Origin of the sequence: Nocardia sp. NPDC051981, assembly GCF_040680715.1 — a bacterium.
Classification (GTDB): Bacteria; Actinomycetota; Actinomycetes; order Mycobacteriales; family Mycobacteriaceae; genus Nocardia.
The window spans coordinates 133,944-152,101 of sequence record NZ_JBFAXK010000017.1 but is presented as its reverse complement, the minus strand read 5'-3'; the positions used below and the strand labels follow the sequence as shown (position 1 = coordinate 152,101).

The following is an 18,158-nucleotide window of genomic DNA, read 5'->3' as shown; positions in this document are numbered from 1 at the left end:
AGCGCCGGTTCCCGCGGTGCCGGATATCGGTGCCTGGCATCGACACCACTGGACTGGGCGAATAGGGTGCGCGTGCTGCCCTTACGGCGTAGCGAGGTTGCGCAGGGCGACACAGCCTGCCGTACGAATTTCGCGGCCACGCTTCTGGTTCGCGGCGATGGCCGCCTGACCCGGGACTGGAATCGAGCGAGCGAACGTGAGTATAGTTGGCACACGCAAGTAGTTGCACGTGCTAAGTAAGTGTGAGAAGGAACCGATTATGGCTCACACGACCCACGATCCCGATACCAGCACCGACCTGTCGGATGCCGGGGCTCTGGGGGATGCCGACGCGCTAGGGGCGCAACTGGTTCGGCTCCTCCGAGCCGTCGGCCGGGCCAAGCATCGGGTGATCAAACACGGTCCCGAAGGACTCGAACAGCTGGCCTACGCCATGCTGTTCACCCTGGTCCACGACGGGCCGCAACGCACCGGGAAACTCGCCGAGCTGTTGCACGCCGAGATCTCCACCATCAGCCGGCAGAGCCGGAACCTGGTGCGCCACGGGCTGGTCGAGCGCGGCGCCGATCCGATCGACGGACGCGCGTGCGTGCTCAAGGCCACCGCCGACGGGGAGCGCGTCTTCGCCGAGAACCGGCGGCTGCGCAATCTCTGGATCGCCGAAATGGTGGCCGACTGGTCCACCGCCGACCGGGCAGCGTTGACCGGTCTGCTGGCGCGACTCGTGGACGGCATCGAAAAGACCACCGCAACAATCGATTCGAAACAGGGCATCGACACATGACAACAGCGACGACCGACGCGCACGCAGGCGCACCGGCAGGCGCTCCACCCCAACTGTCGCATCGGCAGATCCTCACCATCCTGTCCGGCCTGCTGCTGGGCATGTTCCTGGCCGCGCTGGACCAGAACATCGTCAGCGTGGCGATCGTCAAGATCGCCAACAGCCTGCACGGGTTCGACCAGCAGGCCTGGGCCACCACCGCCTACCTGATCACGGCCACCATCAGCACCCCGCTCTACGGCAAGCTGGCCGATATCTACGGGCGAAAGTCCTTCTACCTCACCGCGATCGGGCTGTTCGTCATCGGCTCCGCGGCCTGCACCTTCGCCACCTCCATGTACGAGCTGGCGGGGTATCGAGCCTTCCAGGGCCTGGGCGCGGGCGGGCTCATGTCGCTGGCCATGACGATCATCGGCGATATCGTTCCACCCCGCGAAAGAGCCCGCTACCAGGGCTATTTCATGATGACCTTCGGTATCGCCACCGTGCTCGGGCCGGTGCTGGGCGGCTGGTTCTCCGGCTTCGACCACCTGTGGGGTATCGAGGGCTGGCGCTGGGTGTTCCTGGTGAACGTGCCGATCGGCGTGCTCGCGCTCGGTGTGGTGGCGCGCGTGCTCAACGTGCCGCACCAGCGGCGTGACCTGCGGGTGGACTGGGGCGGCGCGGTGGCGCTGGCCATCTGCGTGGTGCCGTTGCTCATCGTCGCCGAACAGGGCCGCGGCTGGGGCTGGGGTTCGGGCAGGGCGATGGTCTGCTACGCCATCGGGCTCGTCGGCCTGGTGTTGTTCCTCATCGTCGAGCATCTGATGGCGGACGCCGCACTGATTCCCTTGCGGCTGTTCAGGAATTCCACCTTCACGGTGTGCATCGTGGGCGGTTTCATCGTCGGCATCGCCATGTTCGGCGCGATCTCCATGGTCCCGCTGTACATGCAGGTGGTGCGCGGCTTCTCGCCCACCAAGGCGGGTCTGCTCATGCTGCCGCTGGTGGCGGGCATCATGATCGGATCGCTGGTCTCCGGTCAGGTCACCAAGCGCACCGGGCGGTACAAGATCCTGCCGGTGCTGGGCACGTTCATCATCGCCTGCGGCGGTGCGCTGTACGCGACGGTGCAGTACGACAGCGCGCTGTGGCAGCCGCTGGTCTACGGCGGCATCATCGGTCTCGGCCTGGGTGGCTGCATGCAGACGCTGATCATCGCGGTGCAGAATGCCGGGCCGCGTTCGGATATGGGTGTGTCGACCGCGGCGGCGACCTTCTTCCGGCAGGTCGGCGGCACGCTGGGCGTCGCTGTCTTCCTGACGATCCTGTTCAACCTGTTGCCGCACAAGATCACCGACGCGTTCGGCGGACACCTACCGCCCGGATTCTCGGCCGACAAGCTCTCCAGCGTGCAGTCCAATACCGCGGGCATCGCGGCGCTGCCGGCGCAGGTGCGCGACCCCATTCTGATCGGGTTCACCAACTCGATGCACGGTGTGTTCTGGGCCGCGGCGGGAGTGGCCCTGGTGGCGTGCATAGTGCTGCTATTCATGAAGGAGATCCCGCTCCAGGAGGCCCCGGCCGCTCCGGCCCCGGCCACCGATCCCCTGGCCGCGCAGTCCGATCCGGCGGTCGCGGCGCAGCAGGCCGAGGCCGAGTGGGCCGAGGACCAGGTATGGGAGGGTGCGGCCCAGGCGATCTCCCAGCCCGAGCCGGCGCTGGCCGCGGCAGCGCACAGCTCGATTGCCAACGGGCACAGCGTCATCGCGAACGGCCACGCCCTGCTCGCCGGTGAGCAGCCGGCGATGGCCGCCGACCCGATGGCGCAGCGGATCGCGACCGCCGCACTCGGCGGACCGGACGGCTCGTCGATCGGCGGCCGGATCCAGCGGACGGACGGCAGCCCCGTCCCCGCCGCGGCGCTCACTCTGATCGATCAACGCGGGCATCAGGTTTCGCGCGCCACCGGCGGTGACGACGGCCGCTATCGCATCGACTCGCCCGCTACCGGCAGCTATGTGCTCATCGCTTCGGCGAACGGGCACATGCCGACCGCGGTGAACGTGTCGATGAACGGGCGGTCGCCGGAACTGGACCTCACGCTGGAGGGTTCGGGCGAGCTGTCCGGCACCGTGCGCACCGCGGGCGGCGAACTGCTTGCGGGCGTGACCATTACGGTGACCGATCTCCACGGCGAGGTGGTCGGCGCGGCCATCTCCGGTGACGACGGTGGTTATGTCTGCCACGGCGTCGGAGCCGGTACGTACACCCTGGTGGCCGCGGCCGAACGCCTGCGCCCGACCGCCACGGCACTGGTGGTGCCAGCCGGTGGCCTGCTGCGCTACGACATCGAACTGACCCCCACGGCGGCGCTCACCGGCACGGTCCGGGGCGACGGCCGGGCAGTGGCGAACGCCGAGGTCACCGTGCTGGACGCGGCGGGGGCGCCGGTCGGGACCACCCGCACGGACGCGGACGGCCACTATACGCTCACCGATCTGGACGCGGGCGCGTACACCGTCGTCGCCCGCGGCTATCCGCCGGTGACCAGCCGGGTGACCGTGCTCGGCGGCGAGGTCGAGCACTCCGTCGAACTCGGCTACGACCTGGAAAGCACCGAGCCCGAACGGGTTCCGGCGGAACAGGGCGAAACCGAGCTCTACACAACGAGTTCCGATCCGGCCGCGGAGTTGTCGTGACCGGCCTGACCGCCGAGATCCGCAATCCGGAGGGCTGGCCGGTCGCCGAGGCGGTACTCACCGTCACCGACCTCGACGGCCACCAGCTCGCCCGGGCCGCCGCCGATGCGACCGGGGCGGCGGCCACCGCGCCGCTGCCCCCGGGCACGCACACCGCGGTCGTCACCGCACCCGGCCACCAGCCGGTCGCGCTGATCGCCCGCATCTCGGCCACCGGCGCGGGCACTCTCGGCGAAATCCGCCTGGAACGCTCCGCCGACGCGGTCACCACCCCACCCCCGGGCCCCTGGACCATCGACCCGGCGCACTCCACCGTCCTGGTCACCGCCCGCCACCTCGGCATCGCCGGCATCAAGGCCCGCTTCGCCGAGGTCGGCGGCCGCCTCGACATTGCCGAGATCTTCGAGCGCACCACCGGATACGCGGAAATCAAGGCGGCCACCGTCTATACCGGCATCGCCATGCGCGACGACCACGTGCGGTCAGCGGACTTCCTCGATGTCGAGCGCTATCCGCTGATCACCTTCCGTGGCACCGGATTACACCGCACCGGCCCTACCGGCTGGTCGATGCCCGGCGCCCTGACCCTGCACGGCCGCACCCGCCCCACCGGACTCACGGTCACCTACGGCGGCTACGGCCCCGACCCGTGGGGCGGGGTCCGCGCGGCATTCCATGCCGAAACCCTCTTGCACCGGGAGGATTTCGCGCTCGATTACAACGTCATGGTGCAAGCGGGTATCGCCGCGGTGGGCACCACCGTGCGTATCGAATTGGACATAGAGCTCGTCCAGGGAGACCGGCTACCCGCGATGTAGCGTGGACGCGTTCGATATCTCTATGGGGGCATCCCCGGCCCTGGGTCGTCGGAATCCGGGGATGCCACAGGATCCTCGCAGCTCCTTCCAACTATGCGGAGGCGTCAGCCCGTGGTCTCAGATGCACCAGACCACACTGCCCAGGGGGAAGCAGATAGCAATTGATCCATCAGCGGGAGTAACCGCAGTCGATGTCGAACTTGGCGTCGCGGCCGAAGCTGCCGGAGCTGCGATAGCGCCCAACGGCAGGGCAATAGCGATGGCGGCCACGAACTTGATCATTTTGCTGGACATATCTGTTCCTCGATGTCGAGTGACTTGTCCAGTGCAGCCGGGCAACCTCGGTGATTGCCGCCGAGCCGCTGCGCTGGTGATTGAGCGGCGAAGTCTGCTGAAGCAGACAGTGGTACGACTGCTGTCGCTCGTTTCGCCGCTCTCGGAAGCGGCTCATGACGCACTTCGTCGTTCTCGACCCCGACCGGTTGTCATGGTCCTGTTGACGAGCGATAGCCACTTGATGAAGTTGCCGAACCAGATCCTGTGTGGGAATGGTCCGGTGCCAGGCACTGTCACTACCACGTCGACCTGGCGGCTCCGGTAGCTGTGTCGACCGAAGCAACGTCCTCTCCACGGTTTTTGAGAAAGGACGATCTTCAGGCTAACCGCGATCGGCCAGCGCCCGCTAGGGGCCAGAAGTCTCCATTCGTGGGTCCAGCATGCCGACCAGCGGAGACTGCTCAACGGCCGAGACCGATCAGATCAGTGTCCGCAGGATCATGAAGACGGCGGCTGAGCCGAAGCAACCAAGTCCGACGACCCATACCTTGAACATCTGCCGCATCGGTATCAGCTTGCCCACAAGCCCCGCGTCCAGGTCGGCGATGTCTTGTCGCCGCGCGAATGCGGCGCCGTGTGCGCCCCAGGTTCCCACGTCGAGTTCGTTCTCTTCGAAACGCTCCAGCCAGAGCTCATCCTTGCGGCCGGCGAGGCGATGGCTTGCCATCAGCATGATCGAGATGATCGAGACGATCAGCGCGAGGAGCGAGGAGGCGATCCGCGCGACGGGGTCGTTGCCCGCTCCCATCGCGATACTGAACAGGAAGGCCTGAGCGGTCAGACTGAGCGCAGGCACCTGCCAGAGCAGATTTTCGTATTGCAGGTGCCGGTCCGCCACCGCGAAGTAGACCAACTCCAGATCAGGCGAACGTGGCGAAGACGGCTCGTTCACGAAAGCCTCCGGGACCGATCGCCCTCGTCGCGCCGCTCGCCGATCAGTCCGGCGCGGGCCAGGAGCAAGCAGCTGACCACGAGCACCCAGACCGGAAACACCAGGGTGAGCCACCGGCTCATCTCGCTGCCGATCAGCAGCACCAGGGCGGCCAGGTAGCTGAGAGCGACGAGCCAGCGGGGCATCAGCCTGGTCTTCAACCAAATCGTCGCGAGCGAGATCATGAACACCGCGGCCATCCGCAGTGCGTAGGTTTGGCTCGCCGAGATCACCATCATCCTGGCGAAGCTGATCACCTCGGTGCGGGCGGCCGGATCGGTGACGCTGTTGTTGCTCGTCACAAGACCGGCGATACCGGCGGTCGCGACGAACATCATCGCGACGAAGAGCAGTCCGCTGCACAGGAATACCGTCAGGAAGAACCGGTCTTCATGGCGTCCGAACCCGTCGCGGACGACGCCGATGAACCACAGGAAGCTGATTCCGGCGAATGGCATCAGCACGGTCGCCGTGGTGAGCGCGCCGCGCCTGCTCTGCAGCCATTGCGCCGAATCCTCGACGTGGTCGGGCATTTGGATGCGAATCAGAACCATCGTCGTAATGAGCAATATCGCGAAGAGCACCCCGGCCAGAGCGGCGGCGCGCGGCGTTGACAGTTGACCCAGAGGTGGCGCAGGCTTGCTCTGTTGCGACGGAGTCGGCATAGGGTCATCCTGCCAGAATGGGTTGCCTGCCCCGGAAATTCGGCGGTATCGCCACCGTGTATCACGGTCGGGCAGCCTAACAAATCGACAACAATTTCCAGCCCTGGCCTCAGCCGATTCTCGGCATCCGTATTCGGTGCCGAATACAGGTTACGACACGGTCTCAATAGGTGGACTTACTGCGAAAGGTGTGGACACATGCCATCCGCCGATCAGGACTGGAGTAAACCAGCAGCGCTGGCCATTCCCAAGGAGGGCTACTTCGAACTGCAACGCGGCAGATACGGTCCCACCTTTCCACGAACCCCGGCCTGTTACGGGTTCTCGATCATCGCGAAGGTGAAGCCCGGCCGGGAAGAGGCCATCCGCGCCCACGGCCAGCGGATCCAGGACGCGGTGGCCGCAAGCCCGGACGTATTGGCACCGCTCCGGCTGCACTATTTGCGGTGGCTGCTGTTCGACGTCGGATTCGGACTGTACTTCCAGTATCAGGGCATCTTCGATACCGATTTCGACAAGTACACCGAAGACGCCGTGACGCTGTTCTCGCAGACCGGTATCGACACGGTCTTCACGAACCTCGAGGGATTCCCGGAGGACTGGAAGGAAAATCCGGAGTCATTCGTGGAATTCGTTCGCAAACACCAGTTTCCGAGCTTCCTCGAGTACGGTGAGTACCCCTACGCCACCGCTGACGAGATCAAGAAGGCGCTGCGGGCGAAGGCGGCGTTCTCCGACATGCTCGATCAGATGCAGTAGCCCGCGGCCATGCTCGAACTCGAGGATATTCAGCACATCCTGCTGACCCGCACCCCGGCGGTGACCGGCCGCTATGAGTTCCTGTCCTTCGACGACCCCGCCGGGGGCCGGGCCTGGTTGACGCCGCTGCTGGACCGGGTGCAGTCGGCTGCCGACGTGCGCGCCACGATGGACAGTTCGCAGCGGTGGGTCACGCTGGCATTCACCTGGAATGGGTTGCGGGCGCTCGGGGTTCCAGACCAAGCGCTTGCCACTTTTCCCGACGAATTCCGCGAGGGCATGGCCGCCCGGGCCGACATCCTGGGCGACACGGGCGCCAATCATCCCGACAACTGGGTGGGCGGACTCGCCGGCGGCGACCTGCATGCCATCGCAATCCTGTTCGCCCGCACCGAGGAAGAACGCCAGCGCTGCACGGCCGAACACGAGAAACTGGTGGCCGGCTGTCCGGGTGTGCGTGTGTTGTCGTTTCTGGATTTGAACGCGACACCGCCGTTCAATTACGCCCACGACCACTTCGGGTTTCGAGATCGCCTGTCCCAGCCGGTGATCGAAGGATCGGGGGAAGAACCGACCCCGGGCTCGGGCGCGCCGCTGCAACCCGGTGAATTCATCCTGGGCTACCCCGACGAGGACGGGCCGCCCCATGGGCTGCCGCAGCCGGAGGTCTTGTCCCGCAACGGCAGCTACATGGCCTACCGGCGGCTGCAAGAACACGTGGGTGCATTCCGGGATTTCCTGCGGGAGAACGCCGACACGCCGGACGGGCAGGAGCTCCTTGCCGCCAAAATCATGGGCCGGTGGCGCAGCGGCGCGCCGCTCGTGCTGTCACCGGACCACGACGATCCCGAGCTCGGTGCAGATCCTATGCGCAACAACGACTTCAACTACAAAGAAATGGACCCGCACGGTTATGCGGTGCCGCTCGGCTCGCACGCGCGCCGACTCAACCCGCGCGACACCGCGGTGAACATGAACCGGCGCAGGATGATTCGCCGCGGCGCCACCTACGGGCCGGCGCTGCCCGAGGACGCGCCCGACGACGGTGCGGATCGGGGCATCGCCGCGTTCATCATCTGCGCCAGCCTGGTTCGACAGTTCGAGTTCGCCCAGAACGTCTGGATCAACGACAAGGCATTCCACGAACTCGGCAATGAGCACGACCCGATTTGCGGCGCCCAGGACGGCACCCTGGAATTCACCATCCCCAAGCGCCCGATCCGAAAGGTGTTCAAGGGCCTGCCCGCCTTCACCACTCTCAAAGGCGGAGCGTACTTCTTCCTGCCCGGTATCAGCGCCCTGCGCTACCTGGCCACGCTCGAAACCGAGAGGTGACCTCATGAGCAGCCTGCCGACGGCACGCACCTACAACCAGAGCCACATTCCGCGCATGGCCGACGGGCGGCGGCGGGTCAGCATCTACTGGACGTGGAGCTACCCCTGGGAAGCCCAACGCGACCCCGCCGAAATCTACAACCGCTTCTCCACGATGACCGAGGTCCGCAACGTCACCTGGCCGGCCTACGAGACCCCCGACTATGACAAGGACCATTTCCTGCAAGGTATCGCCGGCACCCTCGAGCTGTTCCACCGTTCGACACTGGACTTCCAACAGCTGGCCGGGCAGGCCACCGGCCATCCCGTCGCGGTCTTCCAGCGCATCGATCAGGCCGGCTACTTCCTGCCCATCGACGAACGCATCCTGGCCGACACCGACACCCTGATGGTGTTCGGGCTCGACCATGTCCTCGCCGAACAGCAGGCCGCGCCCGAGGAGATCGACGCCATTCGTGAGTGGCTGCAACGGGAAGGCACCTGCCTGCTGCTGGCGCCACACCACGACGTCGGCTTCACCGACGACAACGCGCAGCGACAGATCGAATACGAACATCACGGCGATCCGCTCGTGCCCCGCCAGCAGCGATTCGGTCAGTACACGCGCTCGCTGATGAAAGCGCTCGACGTGCCGGTGCACAACATCTGGGGCCTACGCCCGGCAGTCGTCGAAGGCACCGATCAGATCGCCCCCGTCACCGCGTTCCGCGACCTGGACACACCCCAACTCCTCGACCAGGTCACCACATTCAACTTCCACCCCCATCTGCCGCACTACGAACTCACCGCGCCCGAAAGCGACTCACTCCGCGTGCTGGCCAGCCAGCGCGTCGACCCCCACCGACCGCATCCCTTCACCAGCGCCGGAAACACCGAATTCAATACCTTGATCTGGATGCCGCCCGCCGGCCCGCGCGCCGGCGACATCCTGCTCATCGACTCCACCAACTTCACCACCCTCTTCGGCGGCACCGACAGCCTCAGACACCTCTGGCACAACCTCGCCACCATGAAATGACCTGGCACCACCACGATCTGCACCGCGATCGCCCCCGAAGCGGTCTTCACGGTACGCACATAGGCCATCACCGCACCCTACGACGCCCGGGTTGGTTAAGGTGCAGCCGCGGCAAGCAGGTCGAGGTAGCGGCGAGCGAAAAGGTAGGCGTCACCCGGCCATCGGGCGGACAGGTAATTGCCATCCAGGACCACGAACGCGGGGTTGTCGTCGGTGGCAGTGCCGCGTCGAACTAGTTCGATTGGCCCCCTTCGGAATTGGCTGTCGGGATGGACGAGGGCGCCGCGAACCTCGTCCTCGACGTAGGCGGGGTAGGTGCGGTAATAGCGGCCCAAGCGCCAAGCGGTGAGAAAGTAGGCGGTGCGCTCCATATATTTCGGTAGGCAGGTGGTGCTGCGGTCGGCCAGCACACTACGGCCGGTAGACGGGTCGTTGGCGCGGGCCAGCACCAGTACTCCGTGGCAGATCGCGCCGACCGGACGACGCTCCAATGCCCAGAACCGGGCGACCTGTTGTTGTAGCAGGTCGGAACCGAGGTACTGCCGCATGCGGGGTGCGTGGCCACCGGGCAGAATGAGTCCGTCGTATTCCTCGACCTCGAGGTCGGACCAGGACACCGTCGCCCGAAATTCGGGAGATTCGGTGAGTTGCTGGTAGTACTGCTTCGGCTCGTCCTCGGCCCCCAACTGCCCGAACAGCACTCCGGTCAGCAGCCGTGGATCGGCGTGGGGAACGGTGCCGGCACGCTCGGTCGCGAATACCACCTGGTGTCCGGCGTCGGTGAGAATCCGCCAGGGCACCGCCACCTCGGTGACATCGAAATCGCTGTCGGGGAGCGGCATCAGTACGCGCATGACGGCATTATTACAGGCTTCCTCTCCGTGGCCGGATCGAGCAACCTACCCGCCGAGATAGCTCTCAACGCCGGGCTGCCGCCGAATGCACTACAGCACAAGGCATTTCTATGCCCAATATTCGACATCGCCGATACGGCACAGCCATTATGTGCTTCGCAGGTCTTCGACCTGGGCACCGCCGCCGTTCATTCACAGCACTGCGATCGGTGACCAACAGACCCTGGCCGCCCCGCCGGGCCGACGCTGCCACCCGGCCCGGGGAATCGACTCATCCCTTCCTGCCTCGCCCGAGACGAGCCGGGTCAGGCGAAGCGGCGGGCCTTGGCGACGAGGGCAGCTCGGCCGCGCGGCGTGATGCGGTAGCGGCCACGCGGGCGACTAGGAGTGATGAGGCCCCGGGATTCCAGGCGGGAGAGGGCATTTCGTGTGCGCCAGCTGGTCAGAGCGGCAGATTGCTGGATCTGCGGAGCGGTAAGGGTGTGGTCGGGGTGGAGGGTGGCGAGGACGGCGATCTCGGCGGGGGTCATAGAGTCACCTGGTCGTGTGGGGGCGGTGGCGGCCGGTGGGATGGCCGGGTGGACAAGGGATGTCGAGGTGGCCGCCAGTGGACAGGGGCAGGCGGAGGGTGGTGGGGCGGGACTCGCGGCCGAGGCGGTACGAGTCCCACGCGGTGCGGGCGGTAATGGCGGTGCAGACCACGATGATGGACAGCAGCGCCCATGCGTCCCAGGGCATTTCGGACTCCCTTTTGCGAGGAATTCTTCGAGATTCGGTGTGGCGCGCCGTATTCAGTAGACACTGCGCGGGACGAATTGACACCATCGAATCGTGCAATTCATTCCGATTCGTTGGACATCCACCGAGGGCTATTCCAGTACGGAGCTTCCCAGATAGAGAGGCTAACGAAATGGCGGGATCGACATTGCCCCGCAGGGCATTTGGACGTGCGCTCCGAAGCTTTCGCCTTCAGGCCGGAAAGGGGCAACTCGCGGCCGGTCGGCATATCGAGATGTCACCCCAGAGCGTCGGACGACTGGAGGACGGCCAGCGGGTCAAGATGTGCACAGCACAGATCAGGGACCTACTCGAGTTCTACGGCGTCCCCAATCCGAGCCCGAAACGGGACGAGGTGCTGCGGTTGTGGGAGGAGGTCAAGCAACAGGATCTCATCATGAAGGCGCAGGGCGGCACCGCCGGCTGGTGGCGGGCCTACAGCGATCAGCTGGATGCGCACTTCGATCACTACCTGAGACTGGAGGAAGCGGCGGATCACCTGACATCACATCAACTTTCGCTGGTACCGGGCCTGTTACAGACCGCTGAGTACCGCCGAACCCTCATCAGCTTCGCCGAGCTGGAACTGTCCGCCGTCGATATCGAGCGCCGCCTCGAGTTCTCCGCCCGGCGGCAGGCGCGGCTCGAACAGGACGACTTCCGGCTCGACGCGCTGCTGTCGGAGGCGGTGCTGCGACATCGCCCTGGCGGGCCGTCCGTCATGGCCGCACAGCTGCGGCGGCTCAGTGAGGCCGGCGAGCGCGAGAACGTATCGATTCGAGTGGTCCCAGCCGCCACCGAAAACAACTGCGGTCTGGTGGTGCGGTCATTCACGCTGCTCGAATTCCCGCCACTCACAAACAGATTGGTCGAGCCGCCGGTCGTCTACATCGAAGGCTATGAAGGCGCGATCTATCTCGAACAGCGGGAGGTCATCGCACGGCATCGGCGGGCCATCGACACTCTCCGGCAGGTAGCGTTGAGTGAGGACGCCAGCCGCGATCTGGTGTGGCGCATCGCGAAGGAGTGCACGGCGTGAGCTTCGATCTTTCCAACGCCCAATGGTTCAAATCCAGCAAGTCCCCGAACGCTTCGGAATGTGTCGAGATCGCCTTCGCCGACGATGCCGGGCTCGTCGGGGTGCGCGATTCGAAGGATCCGGGCGGGCCGGTGCTCGTCTTCTCCGGTGAGCAGTGGGATCGATTCCTCGGTGGTGGGATCTGGCGATGAGATGCAGCTGGTGATCTCGGCGGATGGAGGCGGAGATCACCGGCCGGGAATTTGCCCTGGTCGCTGAATATTTGCCATCGTGTAGATAGCCCCCCGACTCGGGGCCCGGACGAGGGAGCCGTACCCGGTGTGCGACAAGACGGCCTTCGGAGGTTGTCATGTCGTGGCTGGTGTTGGTCGCGTCCGGGGTTTTCGAGGCCGTGTGGGCCACCGCGCTCGGGAAGTCGGAGGGGTTCACCCGGCTCGGGCCGACGGTGGTGTTCGGGGTGGCGCTGGTGGTCAGTATGGCGGGGCTGGCCTATGCCATGCGGGGGCTGCCCGTAGGGACGGCCTACGCCGTGTGGGTGGGGATCGGGGCGGTGTTGACCGTCGTCTATTCCATGGCTACCGGCGGGACCGCGGTCAGTGCGGTCAAGCTGCTGTTGCTGGGTGGGATCGTGGCGTGCGTGATGGGGTTGAAGCTGGTCGGGTAGCCACTATTTCGGGGGTTCCAGCTTGACCGCGTCCGCGGGGACGCTGGGAACCGATTGCACGGTCTGGGTTTTGGCGGCGGGGTCCGCGAGGAGCAGCCGCCAATCCTCGGACGCCCAGAGCACGGTCTCGGCGGTCGCGGTGACGCTGGCGTCGGAGTAAGTGGCATAGACGGTGAGGTCGGCGCGGACGGGGGTGTAGGCGGTGAGCCTGTAGGCCGTGATGCGCGGGGCCACCACCGGATTGGCGGGGGCGGTGATCGAGACCTGCGCGCGGGCCAGTACCCAGGAGTCCTTGGCTGGACCCGGAATCAGCGAAATGGCCGCCACCTGCGGCCATGCGCCGTCCGGGGCCAGTGACAGCCGGGTGCTGTGATTGATGGCGGCCAGCGCCGCGCCCTGCGGGGTGTGCGAGAAGCCCGCGGCGGTGGTGCCGAGTTTGCTGGGACCATCGTGACTGCCGATGGGGAGCTGGACTCCCTGGTAGTTCTCCCAGTGCACGTCGGCGGGCGCGCGGGCCGGATCGACCGGTGCGGTAGTCGTTTTCACGGCGCTCTGATCACTGACTCCGCAGGCGGCGACGCTGAGCACGACCGCGGAGGCGAGCAGGGTCGCAGCCGCGGCGGCGAAAGTTTGCGCGTAGTGTGCTGACTTGGCGCGCATGAGGATTCCTCCGAGTAGACCTGGGGGTGGCCGAGAAGTGTTGCGGTGAAGCCGGTTCGGATGACGCGCGGGCGGGCGACGGTGTCGTGATCCTACGAGTGCCTGCCGCTGATCTACGAGTGTTGCTCGGCTCGGTTTAACAATTCGTCACTCCTGTAACGGAACCGGTTGTGGGGGCCCACGATCCGGGTAAGATCAGGGCCGCAACATGATCATCGCAGGTGGTGGGGTTCATGATGGATCACCGGGACCTGGTTCCGGTGGGCCACCTGTGTAGTCGGCCAGGGGTGCGGAATGCCATGGCATCCGGGGGATTCGGGCCGTGCGCCCGGTGCTGTCCATTCGGGGAAGGGGAATTGGGGACATGAAGACCACACGAACTTCGATCCTGTTGTCGATGCTGCCCATCGCGCTGGTGGCCGGCCAGGGCGTCGCCGGCGCGGCCCCGGGCCAGCCGGGCCTCGCCGTACCCGGCGACGGGCAACCGGGCTTAAGCACCCAGCCGCAACAGCCGCCCGCGAATTCCTCACCCAGCCCGGCGGATTACATCCCGGATCCGCCGATCGCGCCCCCGAACCGTCCCCGGCCGAAGCAGCAGACAACGCCGCAGCAGGACACCATCATTCAGCCGCAGACCCAGCCACAGGTCCAGCCGACTGAACCGCAGGACACCCAGCCTGGTCAGCCCGCCGCGAATGCGCCTGAAGTGATGTCTGCGGACCCGCACAAGCTGCGAGTGGGCACGGGCGGCGTCGAGCTGCCGGACTGGATCGACACCAAAACTCGCGACAAGGCCCAGGCGTATCTCGATATGGCGGAGTGGCAGATCGCGGCCGCTTACGACCGAATGGGTTTCTCGCGAGACGATTCCGACCGAATGGCGGCCTCGAGCTCGATGGGTGCGCTTCTCGGCGCGGGCACGGTTGGCGTGGCCGCGCCAGCAGTGCTGGCGCCGATCGGCTGCGGCGTTGGCGCGGTAGTCGGAGCGCTGGCCGGTGCGGCTATCGCCGGTGTTCCAACTGCCGGGGTTGGAGCGCCTGCGGGCGCAATCGTCGGTGGCATCGCGGGTTGTGTCGGCGGCGGCTCGCTCGGCGGACTCGTCAGCGTCCCATTGGTAGTCGGCGGCGGCGCACTCGCTGCCCTCGGCGCAGGTGCACTCAGCAGCGGCGATGCGACGCAGCCAGCACCTCCTGCTCCCCCGGCTTTGATCGATACCGCTGCGCAGGTGCCGGTTTCGGATCCGGTGACGGGGTTGCCCGGGGTGCGGCCGGTTTCGGCGGTCGCCGGGTTGCCCGCGCCGATCGCGCAGGTGGCCGCGCCCGTGGTGCAGCAGGTCGCCACGACCGTCGAGCAGCAGGTCATGCCGGTGGCGCAGCAAGTTGCCACCACGGTCGAGCACCAAGTCGCGCCGGTCGCGCAGCAAGTTGCCACCGCGTTTGAACAGCAGGTCGCGCCGGTCGCGCAGCAGGTCGCCACCACGGTCGAGCAACAGGTCGCGCCGGTGGTGGAGCAGGCGGCTACCGGGATCGGCCAGCAGGTGGCCGCGGTGGCGCCGCAGGCCGCGCCTGCGGTCGAGCAGGTGGTGGACGGCGTGAACGCGCAGGTCGACTCGTTCCGCGCCGCCGTGGCGCAGATGCCCCCGCTCACCCCCGAAGCCTTCATGGCCGCCCTGCAACCCGCCCCGCCGGGTGCGTGACCGGAACGGCACGGGCAACGCCGTGACTCCAGACACCAACGCCTCCGACTCCACCCCAGGCCACTTACCTCCCGCCAGCTCCCCACCCCCGCACCCCGACCTGACCCGAACCGACCGCGCCCACGACTTCCTCGCCCTCGACCCCGATCCCGCCGTCCAGGCATCCGCCACGGCCCGGACCGAAGACCGCGCGGCCCAGGCCGAAAGCGCCGCGCCCCAAGCCAATAACGGCACATCCCAGACCCAAAGCGGCACTCGCAGGACCGAATTCGGCACCCCCCGGGTCGAAAGTGACGTCGACGGGGTTTCGGGTGAGGGTGGCGTGGGTCGGGTTGGGAGTGAAGGTATGGACGGTCGAGGTGGGGCGGGGCGGCATCGGGCTGCGGAGGAGTGGGAGGGGTTCTCGGCAGAGCGGGATGGGGGCGGCGGGAATGTGAGTGGGAGGCGGCCGGTGATGCCGGTGCTGGCTCCGGGCGCTGGGAAGCCGGTGGGGACGGTGGAGGCGGAGGCGCCGGGGTGGGCCTCGTGGCTGACGGAGGGGGCGGTGCCGGCGGCGAGTGAGGCGGGGCGGCAGTCGGTTCGGGCGGACGAGTTGCGGGCCGAGGATCCGATGGCGTCGCTGGTGTCCGAGGCGCGGCGGCGGGCGGAGCAGACGCAGCGGCGGTTGCGGATCCGCAATCGGGCGCTCGCGATTGCCGGAGTTTCGCTGGCGCTGGCGCTGGTGGCGGTGGCCGGGTGGCTGGCGCTCAAGCCGGGCGATTCACCGGCGCCACAGGCGGTTCCGGCGACCAGTGCGGCGGGCACGAGCACGTCCGGCGGGAATCAGCCGGGGCTGGTCGCCTGGTGCCAGGAAGTCAGTACGCCGCAGCGGGTGAGCGGCGACACCGCCGGCGACCTCCTCAGTGGGCCCGGCGTCATCATGCACCTCGAATACGCCTGGTACGTGCTGCGCGACGTGGGCGCGGTGCGCGCCCTGCTCACCCCGGATGCCCGCGTCGCCCCGGAACAGGCCACCCGCGACGCGATTTCGGCCACCCCGGCCGGCACCAAGCACTGCGTCACCATCACCGGCGCGGACGCCGACCGCTGGAACGTCACCGTCGACGAGAAACACCCGGACGGCAGCCAGACCTCCTGGCAGCAGGTCATCACCACCGCCGCCCGTGACGGCCAGGTCCGCATCACCTCCATCGTCGCCGGAAGCCGGTGAGCCATGGTCGACATCGACGACCGGCTCCGCTCCACTCCCCCCGGTCCCCCCGCAACCCCCACACCCCGGCCCGGTCTCGAACACCCGCACACGAGTGCGGAGGTGGAGGCGCGGCTGGTGGAGGCGGTGCGGGCGAGTGCGGCTGGGGGCGAAGGGGATTCGGGGCTCAGTGGGCTGATGCAGCCCGGGCCCGCCGGTTCGCCCACCGATGGCGTGCCATTGCGGGGCGGGCAGGGGCGGCTGGTTCGGGCCGCCTTGCCACCGGTGCTGGTTCTGGGCGGGTCGGGGGCGTCAGGAGCCAGTACGACGGCGCTGGGGCTGGCCGCGGCGGCGGCCGTGGACAGTGACGGCGAGGTGTGGCCGGTGGTGGTGGACGCGACGCTCGGGGGCGGGGACGTGGCGCTGCGCGGGTGTGATGCGGCGGCTCCGGTGGGGAGCGTGCAGAAGTGGCTCGGCACACCGTATCCGGGGCTGGCATCGAGTGTCGGGGCGTGCTCGGGGCAGACGTCGACCGGGGTGCGGGTGCTGGGGCGGACGCCGGATCCGTTGCCGCGCAGGGAATCCCTGGTGTCGGTCGCGCGGCATCTCGAAAACGCGGGACTGCTGGGGGTTTTCGATGCGGGCGCACCGGTCACGAGCCGGCTGGCCGCCCCGCTGCTGGCGGACCCCCGGGTCGGGCTGGTGATCACCGTGGCCGCACGCCCCGACGCCATCAACCGCCTCCAGCCCGCCCTCACCTGGCTGGACGAGAACTTCAGCGAATTCGTCGTCGGCGACGCTGTCATCGTCCTCACCGAACAGGTACCCGGCTCGGCCGCAGCGGTTCTCGACCATGTGCGCACTCACCTCGGTTCCTGGGTTCGCGCCGTGGTCCCGATTCCCTTCGACCTCCACCTCGCCACCGGCGGCCCCATCACCTGGCACCATCTCACGGCACCCACCCGCGACGCCTACCTCACCCTTCTCGGAGCGCTGCGATGACCACGCTCCACGACCCACGCCGCGCCTCGCAGTCCCCAGACCCAGCACCGCACCCCGCCCACACCCCGGCATCGCATGATGCCCACACCCCGGCACCGCGCGCCACCGACAACTCGGGTCCAGCAGCGCACACCGCCCACAGTCCCGTCGATGGCGACGAGACAACCTCTGGTCGGCCGTCTATGCCGAGCGCCGCATGGCAACCATTGGGCGGCGGCGAATGGCGTAGCGGCACAGAACGTTCCGACACACCCGAACCAGGGCCTGTCGCCTCACCCGCACCGGGACACTCCGATGCGCCTCGACCCGGGTACCCCGCACCAGCGGCTCCTCCCGTGCCGATGTGGCATCGAGCGGTGCCGAATCGGCCGCCGCGGCCGCCACTGGTGTGGCTGGTGGGTGTGCACGGCGGTGCGGGGGTCAGCAGTCTCGCGGCCAGTCTCAGCTGGGCGGGGGACGCGGGGCAGCGGTGGCCCGCGCGGATCGGGCCGGCGGGAGATCTGGACTCGCCGCTGGTGGTGCTCGTCGGGCGCAGTCATCTGCGCGGGGTGAATGCCCTGCATCGGGCGCTGCTGGCGCATCAGGCCCGGGCCACGCCCGCCGGCAGCCAGGTGGTCGGCGTGGTGACCGTATCGGATTCGGCTCGGCCGCTGCCGATTCCGGTCGCGCAGCGGCGCGAGGAGATGGAGGGCCTGGCCGTCGCGCTCGGCGCCCGCACCTGGCGGCTGGGCTGGCTCGAGCAGTGGCGCGCCCTCGAACCCTACGAAATGGCGGAATGGGATCCCGCCGCCGGTGGCTCACCGGTGGACGACGGGGATCCCACTCGCACTCCCCCGCAACCGGTTCGGCTTCTGGCCGAGCAGATCCTCACCGCGGCGCGCATTGCCGGGGCGCGGATCACCGAACGCGCGCAGCACGGCGCGGAATCAGCCAGTCCATAACCTGAACGA

Annotated in this window: 20 protein-coding genes and 1 riboswitch; of the genes, 13 read left to right on the top strand and 7 right to left on the bottom strand. The window is 67.5% G+C overall.

Features of this window, described 5'->3' with window-relative positions:
* Positions 1 to 259: 259 nt before the first annotated feature.
* Genes AB0L60_RS27125 through AB0L60_RS27115 form a run of 3 tightly spaced genes read left to right on the top strand, consistent with a single transcriptional unit; the run spans position 260 to position 4,283 of the window.
* Positions 260 to 784: a MarR family transcriptional regulator gene (locus AB0L60_RS27125; RefSeq protein ID WP_364619058.1), complete on the top strand. Its 525-nt coding sequence runs from the start codon at positions 260 to 262 to the stop codon at positions 782 to 784.
* Entirely contained in the window at positions 781 to 3,465 is a 2,685-nt protein-coding gene (locus AB0L60_RS27120) for an MFS transporter (RefSeq protein WP_364619055.1), read from the top strand. Before AB0L60_RS27125 ends, AB0L60_RS27120 begins: the two co-directional genes overlap by 4 nt.
* Positions 3,462 to 4,283 carry a YceI family protein gene (locus tag AB0L60_RS27115; protein ID WP_364619053.1) on the top strand — a complete coding sequence of 274 codons (822 nt, stop codon included), beginning with the start codon at positions 3,462 to 3,464 and terminating at the stop codon, positions 4,281 to 4,283. The genes AB0L60_RS27120 and AB0L60_RS27115 overlap by 4 nt, the downstream gene beginning before the upstream one ends.
* A gap of 169 nt (positions 4,284 to 4,452) precedes the next feature.
* Here AB0L60_RS27115 and AB0L60_RS27110 read toward each other — a convergent pair whose 3' ends face one another.
* The 3 genes from AB0L60_RS27110 to AB0L60_RS27100 form a co-directional block, all read right to left on the bottom strand.
* Positions 4,453 to 4,734, bottom strand: a complete 282-nt coding sequence (locus AB0L60_RS27110) for a hypothetical protein (protein WP_364619050.1) — start codon at positions 4,732 to 4,734, stop codon at positions 4,453 to 4,455.
* Positions 4,735 to 5,037: 303 nt separating this feature from the next.
* Complete coding sequence (locus AB0L60_RS27105) at positions 5,038 to 5,511, bottom strand: hypothetical protein (protein WP_364619047.1); 474 nt, start codon at positions 5,509 to 5,511, stop codon at positions 5,038 to 5,040.
* Positions 5,508 to 6,215: a hypothetical protein gene (locus AB0L60_RS27100; protein WP_364619044.1), complete on the bottom strand. Its 708-nt coding sequence runs from the start codon at positions 6,213 to 6,215 to the stop codon at positions 5,508 to 5,510. Before AB0L60_RS27100 ends, AB0L60_RS27105 begins: the two co-directional genes overlap by 4 nt.
* A gap of 198 nt (positions 6,216 to 6,413) precedes the next feature.
* Here AB0L60_RS27100 and AB0L60_RS27095 point away from each other — a divergent pair, with 198 nt between their 5' ends.
* From AB0L60_RS27095 to AB0L60_RS27085, 3 genes are read left to right on the top strand one after another with little or no spacing between them, the layout of a single operon-like run.
* The gene (locus AB0L60_RS27095) at positions 6,414 to 6,974 is read left to right on the top strand and encodes a hypothetical protein (protein WP_354836783.1); all 561 of its coding nucleotides are present in this window, start codon (positions 6,414 to 6,416) and stop codon (positions 6,972 to 6,974) included.
* A gap of 9 nt (positions 6,975 to 6,983) precedes the next feature.
* On the top strand, positions 6,984 to 8,309 hold the full coding sequence (locus tag AB0L60_RS27090; RefSeq protein WP_364619041.1) for a peroxidase: 1,326 nt from the start codon (positions 6,984 to 6,986) through the stop codon (positions 8,307 to 8,309).
* Between the two features lie 4 nt (positions 8,310 to 8,313).
* On the top strand, positions 8,314 to 9,327 hold the full coding sequence (locus AB0L60_RS27085) for a hypothetical protein (protein WP_364619038.1): 1,014 nt from the start codon (positions 8,314 to 8,316) through the stop codon (positions 9,325 to 9,327).
* 95 nt (positions 9,328 to 9,422) lie between these two features.
* Here the strand turns inward: AB0L60_RS27085 and AB0L60_RS27080 are convergent, their stop codons facing one another.
* The 3 genes from AB0L60_RS27080 to AB0L60_RS27070 form a co-directional block, all read right to left on the bottom strand.
* A complete protein-coding gene (locus tag AB0L60_RS27080; RefSeq protein ID WP_364619036.1) occupies positions 9,423 to 10,181 on the bottom strand; it encodes a type 1 glutamine amidotransferase domain-containing protein in 759 nt (252 codons plus the stop codon).
* 305 nt (positions 10,182 to 10,486) lie between these two features.
* Positions 10,487 to 10,711, bottom strand: coding sequence for a hypothetical protein (locus tag AB0L60_RS27075; protein ID WP_364619034.1), 225 nt, complete (start codon positions 10,709 to 10,711; stop codon positions 10,487 to 10,489).
* Between the two features lie 4 nt (positions 10,712 to 10,715).
* Positions 10,716 to 10,919 carry a hypothetical protein gene (locus tag AB0L60_RS27070; protein ID WP_364619200.1) on the bottom strand — a complete coding sequence of 68 codons (204 nt, stop codon included), beginning with the start codon at positions 10,917 to 10,919 and terminating at the stop codon, positions 10,716 to 10,718.
* Here AB0L60_RS27070 and AB0L60_RS27065 point away from each other — a divergent pair.
* From AB0L60_RS27065 to AB0L60_RS27055, 3 genes are all read left to right on the top strand, one after another.
* Positions 10,867 to 11,997, top strand: coding sequence for a helix-turn-helix transcriptional regulator (locus AB0L60_RS27065; protein ID WP_364619032.1), 1,131 nt, complete (start codon positions 10,867 to 10,869; stop codon positions 11,995 to 11,997). The genes AB0L60_RS27070 and AB0L60_RS27065 overlap by 53 nt on opposite strands.
* Positions 11,994 to 12,188 (top strand): DUF397 domain-containing protein, encoded by a 195-nt coding sequence (locus AB0L60_RS27060; RefSeq protein ID WP_364619030.1) that lies wholly within the window; start codon positions 11,994 to 11,996, stop codon positions 12,186 to 12,188. Before AB0L60_RS27065 ends, AB0L60_RS27060 begins: the two co-directional genes overlap by 4 nt.
* Before the next feature lie 86 nt (positions 12,189 to 12,274).
* A riboswitch (guanidine-III (ykkC-III) riboswitch) is annotated at positions 12,275 to 12,337 on the top strand.
* A gap of 9 nt (positions 12,338 to 12,346) precedes the next feature.
* Positions 12,347 to 12,661: an SMR family transporter gene (locus tag AB0L60_RS27055; RefSeq protein ID WP_364619028.1), complete on the top strand. Its 315-nt coding sequence runs from the start codon at positions 12,347 to 12,349 to the stop codon at positions 12,659 to 12,661.
* Between the two features lie 3 nt (positions 12,662 to 12,664).
* On the opposite strand, the gene AB0L60_RS27050 is transcribed toward AB0L60_RS27055, so the two are convergent.
* Entirely contained in the window at positions 12,665 to 13,321 is a 657-nt protein-coding gene (locus AB0L60_RS27050; RefSeq protein ID WP_364619025.1) for a hypothetical protein, read from the bottom strand.
* Between the two features lie 322 nt (positions 13,322 to 13,643).
* Between AB0L60_RS27050 and AB0L60_RS27045 the strand changes: the two genes are divergently transcribed.
* From AB0L60_RS27045 to AB0L60_RS27030, 4 genes are all read left to right on the top strand, one after another.
* Complete coding sequence (locus tag AB0L60_RS27045) at positions 13,644 to 15,017, top strand: hypothetical protein (protein ID WP_364619022.1); 1,374 nt, start codon at positions 13,644 to 13,646, stop codon at positions 15,015 to 15,017.
* A 454-nt stretch (positions 15,018 to 15,471) separates the two neighbouring features.
* Positions 15,472 to 16,227: a hypothetical protein gene (locus AB0L60_RS27040; protein ID WP_364619019.1), complete on the top strand. Its 756-nt coding sequence runs from the start codon at positions 15,472 to 15,474 to the stop codon at positions 16,225 to 16,227.
* A 3-nt stretch (positions 16,228 to 16,230) separates the two neighbouring features.
* Positions 16,231 to 17,208 carry a hypothetical protein gene (locus tag AB0L60_RS27035; protein WP_364619016.1) on the top strand — a complete coding sequence of 326 codons (978 nt, stop codon included), beginning with the start codon at positions 16,231 to 16,233 and terminating at the stop codon, positions 17,206 to 17,208.
* A gap of 356 nt (positions 17,209 to 17,564) precedes the next feature.
* Positions 17,565 to 18,149 carry a hypothetical protein gene (locus tag AB0L60_RS27030; RefSeq protein ID WP_364619013.1) on the top strand — a complete coding sequence of 195 codons (585 nt, stop codon included), beginning with the start codon at positions 17,565 to 17,567 and terminating at the stop codon, positions 18,147 to 18,149.
* Positions 18,150 to 18,158 lie beyond the last annotated feature (9 nt).

Bases quoted from the DNA above. Each gene is read 5' to 3' on its own strand.
- AB0L60_RS27125 (WP_364619058.1), top strand. From the start codon at position 260: ATGGCTCACACGACCCACGATCCCGATACCAGCACCGACCTGTCGGAT.
- AB0L60_RS27065 (WP_364619032.1), top strand. From the start codon at position 10,867: ATGGCGGTGCAGACCACGATGATGGACAGCAGCGCCCATGCGTCCCAG.
- AB0L60_RS27110 (WP_364619050.1), bottom strand. From the start codon at position 4,734: ATGAGCCGCTTCCGAGAGCGGCGAAACGAGCGACAGCAGTCGTACCAC.
- AB0L60_RS27090 (WP_364619041.1), top strand. From the start codon at position 6,984: ATGCTCGAACTCGAGGATATTCAGCACATCCTGCTGACCCGCACCCCG.
- AB0L60_RS27035 (WP_364619016.1), top strand. From the start codon at position 16,231: ATGGTCGACATCGACGACCGGCTCCGCTCCACTCCCCCCGGTCCCCCC.
- AB0L60_RS27070 (WP_364619200.1), bottom strand. From the start codon at position 10,919: ATGCCCTGGGACGCATGGGCGCTGCTGTCCATCATCGTGGTCTGCACC.
- AB0L60_RS27080 (WP_364619036.1), bottom strand. From the start codon at position 10,181: ATGCGCGTACTGATGCCGCTCCCCGACAGCGATTTCGATGTCACCGAG.
- AB0L60_RS27040 (WP_364619019.1), top strand. From the start codon at position 15,472: ATGCCGGTGCTGGCTCCGGGCGCTGGGAAGCCGGTGGGGACGGTGGAG.
- AB0L60_RS27100 (WP_364619044.1), bottom strand. From the start codon at position 6,215: ATGCCGACTCCGTCGCAACAGAGCAAGCCTGCGCCACCTCTGGGTCAA.
- AB0L60_RS27050 (WP_364619025.1), bottom strand. From the start codon at position 13,321: ATGCGCGCCAAGTCAGCACACTACGCGCAAACTTTCGCCGCCGCGGCT.
- AB0L60_RS27095 (WP_354836783.1), top strand. From the start codon at position 6,414: ATGCCATCCGCCGATCAGGACTGGAGTAAACCAGCAGCGCTGGCCATT.
- AB0L60_RS27120 (WP_364619055.1), top strand. From the start codon at position 781: ATGACAACAGCGACGACCGACGCGCACGCAGGCGCACCGGCAGGCGCT.
- AB0L60_RS27085 (WP_364619038.1), top strand. From the start codon at position 8,314: ATGAGCAGCCTGCCGACGGCACGCACCTACAACCAGAGCCACATTCCG.
- AB0L60_RS27055 (WP_364619028.1), top strand. From the start codon at position 12,347: ATGTCGTGGCTGGTGTTGGTCGCGTCCGGGGTTTTCGAGGCCGTGTGG.
- AB0L60_RS27075 (WP_364619034.1), bottom strand. From the start codon at position 10,711: ATGACCCCCGCCGAGATCGCCGTCCTCGCCACCCTCCACCCCGACCAC.